Source organism: Microbispora sp. H13382 (genome assembly GCF_014161445.1).
Lineage (GTDB): Bacteria > Actinomycetota > Actinomycetes > Streptosporangiales > Streptosporangiaceae > Microbispora.
On sequence record NZ_JABBXA010000019.1, the window covers coordinates 12555 to 26780 of the forward strand.

The window sequence follows — 14226 nt, forward strand, 5'->3', positions numbered from 1 at the left end:
CCTGAGGAGCACCATGGGCGACCTGGTCCTCGTCGACCGGCCTGCCGAGGCCGTCGCGGTCGTGACGCTGAACCGTCCGCGCAAGTACAACGCGCTCTCCAAGGCGCTGCTGGAGGAGTTCCGCGACACGCTGGAGCGGCTCGCGGCCGAGCCTGACCTGCGCGCGATGGTCCTCACCGGGGCCGGCCCCGCTTTCTGCGCCGGCCTGGACCTCGGTGAGCTGGAAGCGGGGGTGAGGATCGGCCGTCCCGACTCGATCCTCCCGCTGCGGAACTTCCCCGTGCCCGTGATCGGGGCGGTCAACGGCGTCGCGGTGACCGGCGGCCTGGAGTTCGCGCTCGCGTGCGACTTCAGGATCGCCAGCGAACGGGCGCGGTTCGCCGACACCCACACCCGCGTCGGAATCGTGCCCTCCTGGGGCATGACCGCCCGGCTGAGCCAGGCGGTCGGGCAGGCGTGGGCCCGGCAGATGACGTTCACCGGGGACTTCGTCGACGCTCCCCTCGCGCTGCGCATCGGACTGGTGAACGAGGTCGTCGCGCACGACCGGCTGCTGCCCCGGGCCGTGGAGCTCGCGCGGAGCATCGCGACGACGACGCCGCAGACGCTGGGCAGGATCCGGGAGATCTACGACCTCCTGCGGGACGGCACCGGCGCCGACGGCCTGCGGGCCGAACTGGAGACCGGCCGGGACGGGCTCACCATCGCCGCCCCCGAGGACTTCGCCGCCCGCAGGCGCGCCGTGCTCGACCGGGGCCGGACCCAGAGCCGGTGAGAGTCACTCCTCCTCCACGTACGGGTGGGTGAGGAACTCGATGGCATGGCCGTCGGGGTCGTCCACGTACACCCCGCGGCCGTGATGGCGGTGGTTGACCTGCTGCGGCTCCTGGTGGTGCGGCCCGCCCCAGTACGGCAGGCCCCGCTCGGCGATGCGGGCGCAGATCTCGTCGAACTCGTCCTCGGAGACGAGGAACGCCAGGTGCTGCATGACGATCCGGTCCCGGCCGACGATCGAGTCGGCGTAGTCGATCGTCACGCCGTTGGCGACCCGGACCGTGGCGAACGGCCCGAACGCGCCGGGCTCCGGCTCGCCGAGCAACCCGGTCAGGAACCGGGCGGACTCGAAGCGGTCACTGCTGTGCACGATCGTGTGGTCCAGTTGAGCGGTCACGGCGCCCTCCAGGTTTTCCGCGGTCCTCATCAACCCAATACCGTGGACAGGTGATCGACAAGCACATCTCCCGCGTGCTCGGGCTGCTCGGACAGGACGACACGCTTCGCGTCCTCGCCGGACTGGTCCTGCGTCCCGGCGAGCCGCTCGACAAGGTCACCGGGCTGACCCCGGAGGCGGCGGCCAAGGCTCTGGACCGGCTGGCCAGGGGCGGCCTCGCCGTACGGGAGGAGGACGGCTGGCGGGCGCGACCCGAGACCTTCCGCGACCTGCTGCGCACGGTCCCCTCCACGCCGGCCGACCCGATGGACGCGTTCCTGGTCGACGGGCGGCTCGTCTCCATACCGGTGAAGCGGGCCAAACGGCTGATGGTGCTCGACTACATCGCGCAGGTGTTCGAGGTGGGCGTGCGCTACCAGGAGAAGGAGATCGACGTGGCGCTGCGGGCGTTCCACGACGACCACGCCGCGCTGCGCCGCTACCTGGTGGACGAGGGGTTCCTCACCCGGGAGGCGGGCGTCTACTGGCGCTCGGGGGGAACGGTCTGACGCAGCCGTCTGACCGGGTCCGGCCACATGGGCCGACGCCCTTTCCCGATGGCCCCGGGGCGCGGACACTGGAAGACATGGGCGAGCCGACCAGGGTCCTTCTCGACGAGTCCCGGATCCCCCGGAACTGGTACAACCTCATCCCAGACCTGCCCACGCCGCCCCCGCCGGTGCTCCATCCGGCGACGCTGCAGCCGGTCGGCCCCGACGACCTCGCCCCGCTCTTCCCGGAGGCACTGATCGGGCAGGAGGTGTCGGGCGAGCGGTTCGTCCCGATCCCTGACGGCGTCCTCGACGTCTACCGCCTCTGGCGGCCGACGCCGCTCATCCGCGCACGCCGCCTGGAGCGCGCCCTCGGCACGCCCGCGCGTATCTACTACAAGTACGAGGGCGGCAGCCCGTCGGGCTCGCACAAGCCCAACACGGCGGTTCCTCAGGCGTACTACAACGCGCGGGAGGGCGTGCGCAGGCTGACCACCGAGACCGGCGCGGGCCAGTGGGGCTCCGCGCTGGCGTTCGCCTCCGCCCAGTACGGCCTGGCCTGCGAGATCTGGATGGTCCGGGCGTCGTACGACCAGAAGCCGTACCGGCGCACGCTGATGAAGGTCTACGGCGCCACCCTGCACGCCAGCCCGTCGGCGGTGACCACGGCGGGCAGCAGGATCCTGGCGGAGGACCCGCACTGCACGGGGTCGCTGGGCATCGCGATCAGCGAGGCCGTCGAGGTGGCCGGGCAGCACGACGACACGCGGTACGCCCTGGGCTCGGTGCTCAACCACGTCCTGCTGCACCAGACCGTCATCGGCGAGGAGGCGCTGGAGCAGCTCGCCACCCTCGGCGAGACCCCCGACCTGGTGATCGGCTGCACCGGCGGCGGCTCCAACTTCGCCGGGCTGGCCTTCCCCTTCCTGCGCGAGAAGCTGGCGGGACGGATGAACCCGGTGCTGCGCGCCGTGGAGCCCGCCGCCTGCCCGTCGCTGACCCGGGGCACGTACACCTACGACTTCGGCGACGCCGCGGGGTTCACGCCGCTGATGAAGATGCACACGCTGGGGCACACGTTCGTGCCCGACCCGATCCACGCCGGCGGGCTGCGCTACCACGGCATGTCGCCGCTGCTCTCACACGTGTACGCGCAGGGCCTGGTGGAGGCCGTGGCCGTCACGCAGACCGAGTGCTTCGACGCGGGGATCCGCTTCGCCAGGGCCGAGGGGGTCGTGCCTGCCCCCGAACCCGCCCACGCGGTGGCCGCGACGATCGCGGAGGCGCTGCGGTGCGCGGAGTCGGGCGAGGAGAAGGTCATCGTGATGTCCCTGTGCGGACACGGCCATTTCGACCTGCCCGCCTACGAGAGCCGTCTCGCCGGTCGGCTGGAGGATTTCACGCTCCCGCAGGAGCGGATCGACGAGGCCCTCGCGCACCTGCCCGCCGTCTGATGTGACGCATGCTCACCGATATCCCGTTTCGTCCCTTGAGCGGCGGGTACGGCTGCGCCATCGTGCCGTAATACCTGTCGGAGCACTCATGTCAAACGGCTGAAATGCGCGGTATCAGCTCCATACGATTCTGGAACACCATCCGCTCTCTCCGGAGAATTCGTTGAACCGGAACTGCGTTATCAAGGACCCCGCCCCGGGGAACCGGGCGCAGTGGCGCCGCAGCAGCGCCGCGTCCGCCAACGAGCGGCTGGCTTTCCTGAACGAGGCGAGCCGGCGCATCGGCAGCACGCTCGATCTGGCCGAAACGAGCCGGGAGCTCGTGGACGTGTCGGTCCCCCGCTTCGCCGACGCGGCGGCCGTGATGGTGCAGGACCGCCTCATGTCGGAAGGCGAATTATCGCCCCGGCCGGTGGACGGGACGACCCTCGTACGCCGGGTGGCCCTGGGTGTGGCCGGCGCCGATCCGGAGGCCTGGATGAAGGCCTTCCCGGTCGACGAGGCGACGGTCTACCCGGCGATCCTCCCGCAGGCCCAGTGCATGGCGGGCGGGAAGCCGCTGATGTACCCGTCGCTGGACAAGGAGAGCGCCCGGCTGATCGGCGCCAGCCTGGACCGGGAGGAGGCGGTCGCCTCGCTCCTGACCGACTGCTCGTTCCTCGCGGTGCCCCTGCGTGCGCGGGGACGGGTCCTCGGCTGCGTGGTCTTCACCCGGCGCCCCGGCAGCCTGCCGTTCGAGGAGCAGGACGTGGTGGTGGCCGAGGACCTGGCCGCCCGCGCCGCCCTGTGCATCGACAACGCGCGGCTGTACACCACGGAGCGCAAAACCGCGCTGACCCTGCAGAGCAGCCTGCTGCCCGTCGAACTTCCACAGGCGCTCGGGATGGACATCGCCTCGCGTTATCTGCCGGCCAGCGACCTGATGGGCGTCGGTGGCGACTGGTATGACGTGATCGCCCTGCCCGGCTGCCGTACGGCCCTGGTGGTGGGCGACGTCATGGGGCACGGGACCAGGGCCGCGGCGACCATGGGCCAGCTGCGCACGGCCGCGCGTACGCTGGCGAGCCTCGACCTGCCGCCCGACGAGGTGCTGTTCCGGCTCAACCTCATGAGCCAGGACCTCGACCCGAGCCAGATCGCGACGTGCATCTACGCCGTCTACGACCCGGTGACGCGCAATTGCGCGCTCGCCCGTGCGGGGCACGTGCCCCCGATCCTGCTGCACCCCGACCGCTCGACCGAGATCATCGAGCTGCCGTCGGGCCTGCCGCTGGGCATCGGCAGCGACCCACTGGAGTCGTGCGAGCTGGTCCTGCCGTCCGGGAGCGTGCTCGCCTTCTACACCGACGGCCTGGTGGAGAGCCGCGAGCGGGACCTGGACGCCGGGATCATGGGGCTGCGGCGCCTGCTCGCCGGTCCGGTCGACGACCTGGAGGACATGTGCGATGTGATCATCAGCAGCCAACGGTCGAGCCACGAGCGTGACGACATCGCCCTGCTGGTGGCCGAAGTGCGCGATCTCGATCCGGACGAGATCGCGACCTGCCCGCTGCCGGCCGACCCGCGGTTCGTCTCGCACGCGCGCCGCTTCGTCCGCGGCACCCTGCAGAGGTGGGGCCTGGGCGGCCTGGTGGACGCCACCCAGCTCATCGTGAGCGAGCTGGTCACCAACGCGCTCAAGCACGGCTGGCCGCCGATAGAGCTGCGGCTGCTGCGCGGGCGGACGCTGGTGGTCGAGGTCGCCGACGGCTCGCCCGCCGCTCCCGCCCCGCGCACGGCCACCCCTGACGAGGACACCGGCCGCGGTCTCCAGCTGATCAAGCGGTTCGCCTACCGCTGGGGCACCCGGCCCACTCCGTACGGGAAGATCGTCTGGGTCGAGCAGCACCTCCCTTGACCCGGGTGTTCCTCCCCGGCGAGCGTGTATTACTGATCGTTGAGAAGAGTTACGTTCGAACGGGGAGTTCGTGGCGAGGAGGGGACATGATCGATATCCGTGACGCGTACCGCAGGGCGCTGGACGGTTTCGGGGACCGCCTCCATCTCGTCCGCCGCGGACAGTGGGAGTTGCCCACTCCCTGCGTCGACTGGGACGTCCGCGGGCTGGTCAACCACGTCGTGTCCGAGAACCTGTGGGCCCCCGAGCTGCTGTCCGGCCGCAGGGTCGCGGAGGTGGGAGACGCCTTCGAGGGCGACGTGCTCGGCGACGACCCGGTCAAGGCGTTCGAGGCGTCCGCGCAGGGCGCCGTGCAGGCCGTGTACGCCGAGGGCGCCCTGACCACCGTCGCCCACCTGTCCTTCGGCGACGTGCCGGGCGAGGAGTACATCACCGAACTGTTCGCGGACGCGCTGATCCACACCTGGGATCTGGCACGTGCCATCGGGGGGCCGGAAAGGCTCGACCCCGAGCTCGTCGCCTCCTGCTCGGAATGGTTCGAGAAGGCGCGGGAGGACTACCGCGAGGCGGGAGTGATCGGGGACGAGCGAGACGTCCCGGCCGGCGCCGACCAGCAGACTCACCTGCTCGCCGCCTGGGGCAGGAACCCCTAGGCCGGGCCTCTACCGGCCCGTGGGCCGCCTGCCGTGGTTGGCCTTCTTCTTCTTGCGTGCCTTCGACTTGCGCGCGCGTCTGCCCATGAAGACCGCCTTCCGTCGAGTACGGCTTTCGCTCACTGTCCTCCCCTGCACCGCGACCGGCAAGTACCCGGACCCCAACTCAACATGTCCCCACGTGCGTGGGGCATAATTTGTTTGAATCTGTTGACAGGAGTGGTGGATGCTGGCCCAGCAACGGCAGCAGGCGATCCTGGAGAGGGTACGCAGAACCGGCGGGGTGCGCGTCGCGCAGCTCGTACGCGACCTCGGGGTCTCGGACATGACGATCCGCCGCGACCTGGAGGTCCTCGCGGAACGCGGCCTGATCGTCAAAGTGCACGGCGGGGCGACCGCCACCGGCACCGGCTCGACGGAGGAGCCGGGCTTCGCCGCCAAGTCGGTGCGGCAGCAGGCCGAGAAGGAGGCCATCGCCCGCCGGGCGGCCATGCTCGTACGGCCGGGCAGCTCCGTCGCCCTGTCGGCCGGGACCACGACCTGGACGCTCGCCCACCACCTGGTGGACGTGCCCGAGCTGACAGTGATCACCAACTCGGTGCAGGTGGCCGACGTCTTCCACCGGGCGGGGCGGCCCGACCAGACCGTGGTGCTGGTGGGAGGTGTGCGCACGCCCTCCGACGCCCTGGTCGGCCCGGTGGCCGTGGCGGCCGTCCGCTCCCTGAACGTCGACACCCTCATGCTCGGCGTCCACGGTATGAGCGTCAGGGCGGGATACACCACGCCCAACCTGCTGGAGGCGGAGACCGACCGCGCCCTCATCACGGCCGCCCAGCAGCTCGTGGTCCTGGCCGACCACACCAAGTGGGGGACGATCGGCATCAGCACGATCGCCGCCCTCGGCGAGGCCGACGTGGTCGTGAGCGACGTCGGCCTGCCGGAGGAGGCGCGCGCCGCGCTGTCGGAGCACGCCGGCGAACTTCTCCTCGCCGATCCGTCCGGGGAATCCGCGCTGGAGACCGCACTGTGACGCCGAACACCGCACGCTGAAAGTTGGAGACCGCTCTGTGAAGCGCACCATCACCCATCTCGCCGACGGCCGCGAACTGATCTACTTCGACCGGCGCGACGACGCCGACCACGGCGCCACCGACCCCAGGGACCTGCCGCCGCGCCCGCTCGCCTCCGAGCTGCGCTACGACCCCCTGATGGACGAGTGGGTGGCCGTCGCCAGGCATCGTCAGACGCGCACCCACCTGCCGTCCGCCGAGGAGTGCCCGCTCTGCCCGGCCCATCCCGGCTCGGAGATCCCCTCGCTGTACGAGGTGGCGGTGTTCGAGAACCGGTTCCCGTCGTTCAGCTTCAACACCGGGGCGTACGAGCAGGTGGGCGGCCTGAGCGAGGTGCGGCCGGGGATCGGGCGCTGTGAGGTCGTCTGCTTCACCTCCGACCACGACGCGTCGTTCAGCTCCCTCAGCGACGAGCAGGCCGAGCTGGTCGTCGAGGCGTGGGCCGACCGTACGGCCGAGCTGTCCGCACTGCCCGGAGTGGAGCAGGTCTTCTGCTTCGAGAACCGCGGCGCCGAGATCGGCATCACGCTGCCGCACCCCCATGGGCAGATCTACGCCTATCCGTACGTCACGCCGCGTACGCGCCAGATGCTGGACGCCGCCGCCCGTCACCGGGGCGGCAACCTGTTCGCGGAAGTCCTGGCCACCGAGCGGAGGGGCCCCCGGGTGGTGGCCGCCAACGAGCACTGGACGGCCTTCGTCCCGGCCGCCGCGCGGTACCCGTTCGAGGTGCACGTCTACCCGCACCGCCGGGTGCCCGACATCCCCGCGTTGTCGCCCGAGGAACGGGCCGCCTTCGCGCCGCTCTACATCGAGGTGCTGCGCCGCCTCGACGGGCTGTTCGGCGTCGTCATGCCGTACGTCGCGGCCTGGCACCAGGCCCCGGTCACCTACCGGCGCGACCTGGCCCATCTCCACCTCCAGCTCTTCACGATCCGGCGTGCGCCGAACAAGCTGAAGTACCTCGCCGGCTCGGAGTCGGCGATGGGCGCGTTCGTCAACGACGTGCTCCCGGAGGAGGCCGCCCGGATGCTCCGCGAGGTGGTCACGGCTTGATCACCGAACGGTTGCGACTTGGGTGGCACCTGGAGTTTCTTTACCAGTAGTATCCCTCGCACCGGTTGTCACAGCCGGTACGCCTAATCCCGGGCGCCTCGCCCGGGAGCCGGGGACCCAACCACGCATCTGGGGTCAAGGCAGCCGCCTGCCCGGGCTCCTCCAGCCCGCACCCGTCAGCTAACCCGGCAGGCACGTGGAGAGGAGTGGGCTCTGCCCCGCGCGTTCCCCCTGGCCGTCGGTGTGCTCGCCTCCGCCGCCCTCCTGTTCGGCGCGGCCGCCCCGGGCGCCGCCGACCCCAAGCCGACGGAGAAGCAGCTCAAGCAGGAGCTGTCGGACCTGCGGAAGAGGATCGACCGGCTGATCGCCGACTACAACGCCAAACGGGTCGCGCTCGCCGACGCCCGGGTCGAGGAGAAGGCCGCGCGCGGGCGGCTGGCCAAGGCGGAGGCCGATTACGAGGCCGCCAGGGACGCCGTACGGCAGATGGCCGGGCTGCGCTACCAGACCGACAGCTCGATGGCGCTGCCCGACATGAACACCGCCGCGCTGAACTACCAGCTCAAGGAGGAGCAGGCCGCCAGGCTCGAGCACTTCGAGCAGGTCCGCGCCGAACGGCAACGCGCCGCGGACGCCGCCAAGACGCTCACCGGACAGCTCAAGACGCAGGCCGCCGAGGTCGCCGCACAGCGCGAGGACGCCGAGGACCTCATCGACGAGATCAAGGACAAGCTCGACGCCCTCATCCCGATCGCCCCGGGCAGACGGGCCGGCGGTTCGTGGGCGCCGGAGCTGCCCGCCGGCTCCGACAACATCACCCCCCGCATGCGGCTCATGCGCACCGAGGTCGGCAAGACCTTCGACCTGCGGTTTCCAGTGGGCTGCTACCGCGCGGAGAACAGCGGCGAGCACCCCCTCGGGCGTGCCTGCGACTTCATGATGAGCTCGGGCGGCGCCATGCCCTCCCCCGAGATGAAGGCGCTCGGCGACAGCCTGGCCGCCTGGGCCATCAAGAACGGGCCGAAGCTGGGCGTGATGTACGTGATCTGGCAGCAGCGCATCTACAACCTCGGCCACCCTGGCTGGCGGACGATGTCCGACCGCGGCGGAGTCACCGCCAACCACTACGACCACGTCCACATCTCGATGTACTAGAGGCCCGCAAGCCGTCTACCTGCATGTTCGATCCCGGCAGGACGGGTCAGGGCACATCGAGGGCACTGGAGCCGTCTGCCGCCCCACGATCCCTTCTTGGTCGTCGCGTGTGCACCGCTGATGACCACCCTGACGCTGGCGGGGCAGTCGATGACCGTCGCGCAGGCGGCCGGGCGTCCCGACGAACAACCCCCGGCCGACCCCGGCGTGATCCCGTTGACCGTTTCGGCGATCAAGACACTGTTCAACGCCGTCACCGCCCGGCCCGTGTCGCTGGAACACACCGTGCACTGGTTGGCCTGGCGCCGCCGTCATCAAGCCCGCGCCCGCTGGTTCCACCATCGAGCCCGCCTATCCACCGCATACACCCAGCTCAGCTAGCAAATGGCGGCTGCCGCACTAGGGAAAATCATCATCATAAATCCATGAATGTCCTAAAAGTGAGTATTAGTCAATGGATGAGTTGACTCATGGTTGATGAGAACTGAACCACATGGTTCGAGGGTGACTGTCTGTTCTTGGTCGTAGGCATGGTGCTACGGTGTCTGCCTGTTCACGCCCTGCTGTGAAACGGCACCGCATGGCCGTCCCGCCTACCAGGGAGAACAGCAGGTTCGACGCGGCCTTGTCATGCTCTGCCGCCACCCCGAGGACGCCGATGTCAGTAGATGTACCCCACCGGGCGCGGAGAAGGTTTTCACCGAGGGAACTGGCGACCCTCGCCTCTCTCGGCGCCATGATCATTACGGCCTGCGCGTGGTTGTGGGCGATATCCGCCGCCCCTTATGAGGCCAGAGAGCTGATGGCGCTCGTCGGCGGGGTCTCGGCCGCACTCCTGTCCGGCGCCGTCGCGGCCATTGTCCACTACTCCGGCACCGGTCGCCGGCTGCGTGAGCAGGCCGAGTGGGCCGGCGCGCGGTTCACCTGGCTGGAGCGGGAAACACTGCGAATGGCCGAGGAGTCGCTGCCCTCGCTGGGACGTCAGGTGCGGGACGGCGCCTCGGTCGCCGACGCGCTCTCCCAGATACCGCAGCCTCCGGACGGCCCGCTGCGGCACCTGCTCAGAGCGGCCGGGCACGAGCTCGAACTGCTCGAACGCGAGCGCGCCGTCACCCAGGCGTCCCGCGATGCGACCGAGGGCGAGATCTCCCGGCTGATCGGCGACACGCTGCCGGAGTTGTTCCGGCGGATCCAGACGGACCGGATGTCGGTGAGCGCCGCGTTGGCCGAGATACGCCAGCCGGAGCAGGACCCGCTACGCGACCTGCTGCGCGAGACGGCGCGGCAGCTCTCCGAGAGCGAGCGCAGGGGCACCGCCGTGATGGCGGCGTGCGCCGGGGCCGCGGCCCGGGTGCAGGCACAGGCCACCAGCCTGCTCGCCCGGCTGCGCGAACTGGAGGAGCAGTACGGCGAGCACGAGGTGTTCGCCGACCTGCTGGACCTGGACCACCGCGTCTCCCAGATGAGCCGGCTGGCGGACAACATCGCGCTGCTGAGCGGCGGCCGTTCCGGGCGGCGATGGACCCGGCCGATCGTCATGGAGAGCGTCCTGCGCGGCGCGATGGGCCGCATCAGCGCCTACCGGCGCATCCGGCTGCACTCCACCAGCACCGTCGCCGTCGCGGGGTACGCGGCCGAGGGCGTGATGCACGCGCTGGCCGAGTTGATGGACAACGCCGCCACGTTCTCGGCGCACGGCACCGAGGTCCACGTGTACGTGGACGAGGAGGACGCCGGCGTCGTGATCACGATCGAGGACAGTGGCCTGGGGATGCGCCCGCGCGAGCGGCAGCACGCCACCAATCTCGTGTCCGAGCCGCTCGACCTGCGGACGCTGTCCGGTACCCGGCTGGGCCTGGCGGTCGTGGGACGCCTGGTCGACAAGTACGGCCTGACCGTCAGCTTCCGGTCGTCCGCCCGCGGTGGCACGGGTGTCGTGATGCTGATCCCGCGCCTGCTGATCACGCAGCCCCTCTCGGCCACCGTGCCGCCCGACGCCGAGGCGTCGGTCCGCCGCCCCGTGCAGGCCGCCGTGCGGGCACCGGCCGTACCCGCGCAGGAGGGGCCGGCCGACGAGTCCGAAGATCTGCTGCCAAGGCGGCGCCGGGGGCAGACGCTGGCCGAGGCGACCAGGGCGCGGCAGGCATCGCCGGTCAAGCCCGCGCGCGAGGGGCCTGACTCGGCTGCGAGGTTCGCCGCGTTCCGCCAAGCCGGCGGCCGCGGGCGTACTTCCTCTTCAGCCCCTCCCCCGGCCCCGGGCGACTCTTGACACGCGTCCGCCGACCACCGGACATTTTTGGATTCACAGATGAGGAGGCAGGGGGCGTCCCTCCCGCGCCGCAGGGGCACCCCGTCGTTTCTATGAGCACAACCGACGCTTCGCACACCACCGATCGTGACTTCGACTGGCTACTGGAGAACCTCAAGGAGAAGACCCCGGGGATCAGGCATGTGCTGGTGCTGACCAGGGACGGCCTGAAGATGTGCTTCACCGCCGGCCTCGGCCTGGACGGGGCCGACCAGCTCTCCGCTCTGGCCGCCGGGATCCAGAGCCTCTCGCTGAGCGCCTCCGCCGAGTTCGGGGACGGCATCGGAGCGGGGCAGGCGATGGTGGAGTTCGCCGGCGGACTGCTGCTCATCGTGCCGGCCGGGGACGGCGCCCACCTGGCCGTGGTGGCCGAGGAGGACGGCGAGGTGGGGCTTATCGCGCACAACATGAACGAACTGGTGGAGCAGATCGGGGTGTACCTCACCGCGGCACCGCGGCAAACGGAGAACAGCGACGACCGCGGATGACACGGCGAGCCATCGACCAAGAAGACCCTGACCGGCTCTACACCGTCACCGGTGGGCGTACCAGCGCCGATGAGAAAACCTTCGACTCGGTCTCCCTCATCGTCAGCGAGTGCGCCCCCACCCCCGGTATGCAGTCCGAGCACATCAAGATCCTGCGGATGGCCCAGCGGCCGACGGCGGTGGTGGAGATCTCAGCGGAACTGCGACTGCCGGTCAGCGTGGTGAAGATCCTGCTGTGCGACCTGCTGGACACCGGTCGCATCACCGTCCGTCATCCGTCGATCGCCGCACAGGCCGGACGACCGGATCCCGAAATCCTGAGGCAGGTGCTCGTTGCGCTCCACAACCTCTGACCAGATGGCGGCCACCATGCGAACGCCGCTACGCACGACCGCCGCGGACGCCCTGAAAATCGTGATCGTCGGCGGGTTCGGGGCGGGAAAGACGACCATGGTCGGCTCGGTGAGCGAGATCCGCCCGCTGAGCACCGAGGAGGTCATGACCCAGGCGAGCGTGGGCATCGACGACGCCAGCCGGGTACGGACCAAGTCGACCACCACGGTGGCCTTCGACTTCGGCCGGATCACGCTGAACGCGAGCAAGGTGCTTTACCTGTTCGGCGCGCCCGGTCAGCAGCGGTTCTGGTTCGTGTGGGACCAGTTGTTCGCCGGCAGCCTGGGCGCGGTCGTCCTGGTGGACGCCCGCCGCCTGGAGGATTCCTGGTACTCCATCGACCGGCTGGAGCACCACCGGACCCCGTTCGTCGTCGCGGTCAACCGCTTCACCGACGGGCCCACCCTGGATTCGGTGCGCGAGGCGCTGGCGCTGTCGCCCGAGGTCCCGCTCGTCGACTGCGACGCGAGAGAGCGGTCCTCGTCCAAGCACGTGCTGATCACGCTCATCGAGCACCTCACCCGCACCCACGACCAGTTGCCCGCCCGAGAGAGCATGCCGTGACGAACTCCCCTCCCCTGCCCGACTCCACAGACCCGTCCGCCGCCTCGCCCGCATCGCAGAATCCCGAGCGGAGACGGGAGCCGCTGGAGGGATACGCCGACCACGCCGATGCCGTACCGCTGTCGGGGTCACTGATCGGCGACGACCCGACCGCGATGTTCCAGGAGATGCGCCGCGAGCACGGACCCGTCGTCCCCGTTCTCCTCGACGGCATCCCCGTCTGGTACGTGATCGGTTATCGCGAGCTGCACCATGTCACCAGCCAGCCGCAGTTGTTCGGCCGCGACCCCAGGCGCTGGAACATGCGGGATCACCTCCCCCCGGACTGGCCGTCGCTCCCGTACGTGACATGGCAGCCGTCCGTGATGCACTGCGAGGGGGCCGAGCACCAGCGGCGGATCGGCGCCGTCAGCGACGCGCTGGACACCGCCGACCGCACCGAGCTGGCCCTGATCTGCGAGCAGATCGCCGACCTCGCGATCGACGAGTTCTCCGGAGACGGCCAGACCGACCTGATCTCCCAGTACGCCTACCGGATTCCGGCTCAGGTCATCACCCGGCTGTTCGGGCTGGCGGAGGCCGACCTGCCGGAGCTGGTCGAGGACGTCAACTACGTGTTGGGCGGGGGTGAGGAGGCCCCCTCGGCGATTACCCGAATTCTGGACAAGATAAGCCGGCTCATCGCCGACAAGCGCACCCAGCCGGGCCACGACATCACCTCGCACATGCTGGCACACCTAGCGCGACTCTCCGACGAGGAGATCGTCATGGACCTGATCGTGGTGATAATCGCCTCCCACGACAGCAGCGCCAACTGGATCGGCAGCGCCCTGCGGCTGATGCTGGTGGACGACCACTTCTCGATGAGCCTGCAGGGCGGCCGCAGCAGCGTCGGCGAGGCGCTGAACGATGTGCTGTGGAAGGACCCGCCCTCGCCGAGCCTGCACCCACGCTGGGCCGTGCAGGACTGCGAGCTGGCCGGGCGGCGCATCCGCCGGGGCGACATGCTGGTGCTCGGCGTCGCCGCGGCCAACGCCGATCCGCAGGTGCAACCGGCCGCCCATGCCGACTCCGGCGCCAACCGGGCGCACATGTCCTTCGGCCACGGCGAGTACGGTTGTCCCTTCCCCGCGCCCGAGCTCGCCGAGATCATCGCCAAGACGGCCGTGGAGGTCCTCCTCGACCGGCTGCCCGACGTCTACCTCGCCGTGAAACCTGACGCGCTGCGTTGGCGCCCTTCGCTGTGGGTTCGCACCCTGGAGGCCCTGCCCGTACGGTTCAGCCCGACCGTGCCGACCGGCCAGGGCCCGTCGAACACCTGGAGCGCCTCCAGGTGAGGTCAGGCCGGAACGGAGTCCGGCGACGCGCCGTATGCGGCTCACGACCAGCGGGCCGAATTCTCAGGCGTAGCCTTCCAGCCCGTCCACCGAGGTCAAAGTGTCCGACGTGAAGCTCACCGGCTTCCTCGTCGACGCGGGTCCCCATCC

Annotated in this window: 15 protein-coding genes and 1 riboswitch; of the genes, 14 read left to right on the forward strand and 1 reads right to left on the reverse strand. The window is 70.2% G+C overall.

The features are described from left to right. The first annotated feature begins 13 nt into the window (after positions 1 to 13). A complete protein-coding gene (locus HHX41_RS29990; protein ID WP_182908642.1) occupies positions 14 to 775 on the forward strand; it encodes an enoyl-CoA hydratase in 762 nt (253 codons plus the stop codon). A 3-nt stretch (positions 776 to 778) separates the two neighbouring features. Here HHX41_RS29990 and HHX41_RS29995 read toward each other — a convergent pair whose 3' ends face one another. After that, entirely contained in the window at positions 779 to 1201 is a 423-nt protein-coding gene (locus tag HHX41_RS29995; RefSeq protein WP_220504553.1) for a VOC family protein, read from the reverse strand. A gap of 20 nt (positions 1202 to 1221) precedes the next feature. Here HHX41_RS29995 and HHX41_RS30000 point away from each other — a divergent pair, with 20 nt between their 5' ends. From HHX41_RS30000 to HHX41_RS30060, 13 genes are all read left to right on the forward strand, one after another. After that, positions 1222 to 1719 (forward strand): DUF2087 domain-containing protein, encoded by a 498-nt coding sequence (locus HHX41_RS30000; RefSeq protein WP_182908643.1) that lies wholly within the window; start codon positions 1222 to 1224, stop codon positions 1717 to 1719. Positions 1720 to 1796: 77 nt separating this feature from the next. Continuing rightward, a complete protein-coding gene (locus HHX41_RS30005; protein ID WP_182908644.1) occupies positions 1797 to 3155 on the forward strand; it encodes a TrpB-like pyridoxal phosphate-dependent enzyme in 1359 nt (452 codons plus the stop codon). Between the two features lie 163 nt (positions 3156 to 3318). Further along, positions 3319 to 5052 (forward strand): SpoIIE family protein phosphatase, encoded by a 1734-nt coding sequence (locus HHX41_RS30010; protein WP_169987669.1) that lies wholly within the window; start codon positions 3319 to 3321, stop codon positions 5050 to 5052. 86 nt (positions 5053 to 5138) lie between these two features. After that, on the forward strand, positions 5139 to 5705 hold the full coding sequence (locus HHX41_RS30015; RefSeq protein WP_182908645.1) for a TIGR03086 family metal-binding protein: 567 nt from the start codon (positions 5139 to 5141) through the stop codon (positions 5703 to 5705). A gap of 226 nt (positions 5706 to 5931) precedes the next feature. Further along, a complete protein-coding gene (locus HHX41_RS30020; protein ID WP_169987665.1) occupies positions 5932 to 6735 on the forward strand; it encodes a DeoR/GlpR family DNA-binding transcription regulator in 804 nt (267 codons plus the stop codon). Between the two features lie 37 nt (positions 6736 to 6772). Beyond that, entirely contained in the window at positions 6773 to 7831 is a 1059-nt protein-coding gene (galT, locus tag HHX41_RS30025; protein ID WP_182908646.1) for a galactose-1-phosphate uridylyltransferase, read from the forward strand. 70 nt (positions 7832 to 7901) lie between these two features. Beyond that, positions 7902 to 8040, forward strand: a riboswitch (cyclic di-AMP (ydaO/yuaA leader). Between the two features lie 34 nt (positions 8041 to 8074). After that, complete coding sequence (locus HHX41_RS30030; RefSeq protein WP_310742255.1) at positions 8075 to 8986, forward strand: hypothetical protein; 912 nt, start codon at positions 8075 to 8077, stop codon at positions 8984 to 8986. Between the two features lie 120 nt (positions 8987 to 9106). After that, positions 9107 to 9367 (forward strand): hypothetical protein, encoded by a 261-nt coding sequence (locus HHX41_RS30035; RefSeq protein ID WP_182908759.1) that lies wholly within the window; start codon positions 9107 to 9109, stop codon positions 9365 to 9367. Between the two features lie 355 nt (positions 9368 to 9722). After that, complete coding sequence (locus HHX41_RS30040; protein WP_220504554.1) at positions 9723 to 11255, forward strand: sensor histidine kinase KdpD; 1533 nt, start codon at positions 9723 to 9725, stop codon at positions 11253 to 11255. Between the two features lie 92 nt (positions 11256 to 11347). Continuing rightward, on the forward strand, positions 11348 to 11782 hold the full coding sequence (locus tag HHX41_RS30045) for a roadblock/LC7 domain-containing protein (RefSeq protein ID WP_169987660.1): 435 nt from the start codon (positions 11348 to 11350) through the stop codon (positions 11780 to 11782). After that, a complete protein-coding gene (locus HHX41_RS30050) occupies positions 11779 to 12135 on the forward strand; it encodes a DUF742 domain-containing protein (protein WP_117409594.1) in 357 nt (118 codons plus the stop codon). The genes HHX41_RS30045 and HHX41_RS30050 overlap by 4 nt, the downstream gene beginning before the upstream one ends. A 16-nt stretch (positions 12136 to 12151) precedes the next feature. Beyond that, on the forward strand, positions 12152 to 12739 hold the full coding sequence (locus HHX41_RS30055) for an ATP/GTP-binding protein (protein ID WP_310742256.1): 588 nt from the start codon (positions 12152 to 12154) through the stop codon (positions 12737 to 12739). Further along, positions 12736 to 14076, forward strand: coding sequence for a cytochrome P450 (locus HHX41_RS30060; protein ID WP_310742257.1), 1341 nt, complete (start codon positions 12736 to 12738; stop codon positions 14074 to 14076). Before HHX41_RS30055 ends, HHX41_RS30060 begins: the two co-directional genes overlap by 4 nt. Positions 14077 to 14226: the final 150 nt, after the last annotated feature.

Bases quoted from the DNA above. Each gene is read 5' to 3' on its own strand.
- HHX41_RS29990 (WP_182908642.1), top strand. From the start codon at position 14: ATGGGCGACCTGGTCCTCGTCGACCGGCCTGCCGAGGCCGTCGCGGTC.
- HHX41_RS29995 (WP_220504553.1), bottom strand. From the start codon at position 1,201: ATGAGGACCGCGGAAAACCTGGAGGGCGCCGTGACCGCTCAACTGGAC.
- HHX41_RS30005 (WP_182908644.1), top strand. From the start codon at position 1,797: ATGGGCGAGCCGACCAGGGTCCTTCTCGACGAGTCCCGGATCCCCCGG.
- HHX41_RS30015 (WP_182908645.1), top strand. From the start codon at position 5,139: ATGATCGATATCCGTGACGCGTACCGCAGGGCGCTGGACGGTTTCGGG.
- HHX41_RS30020 (WP_169987665.1), top strand. From the start codon at position 5,932: ATGCTGGCCCAGCAACGGCAGCAGGCGATCCTGGAGAGGGTACGCAGA.
- HHX41_RS30035 (WP_182908759.1), top strand. From the start codon at position 9,107: ATGACCACCCTGACGCTGGCGGGGCAGTCGATGACCGTCGCGCAGGCG.
- HHX41_RS30040 (WP_220504554.1), top strand. From the start codon at position 9,723: ATGATCATTACGGCCTGCGCGTGGTTGTGGGCGATATCCGCCGCCCCT.
- HHX41_RS30045 (WP_169987660.1), top strand. From the start codon at position 11,348: ATGAGCACAACCGACGCTTCGCACACCACCGATCGTGACTTCGACTGG.
- HHX41_RS30050 (WP_117409594.1), top strand. From the start codon at position 11,779: ATGACACGGCGAGCCATCGACCAAGAAGACCCTGACCGGCTCTACACC.
- HHX41_RS30055 (WP_310742256.1), top strand. From the start codon at position 12,152: ATGCGAACGCCGCTACGCACGACCGCCGCGGACGCCCTGAAAATCGTG.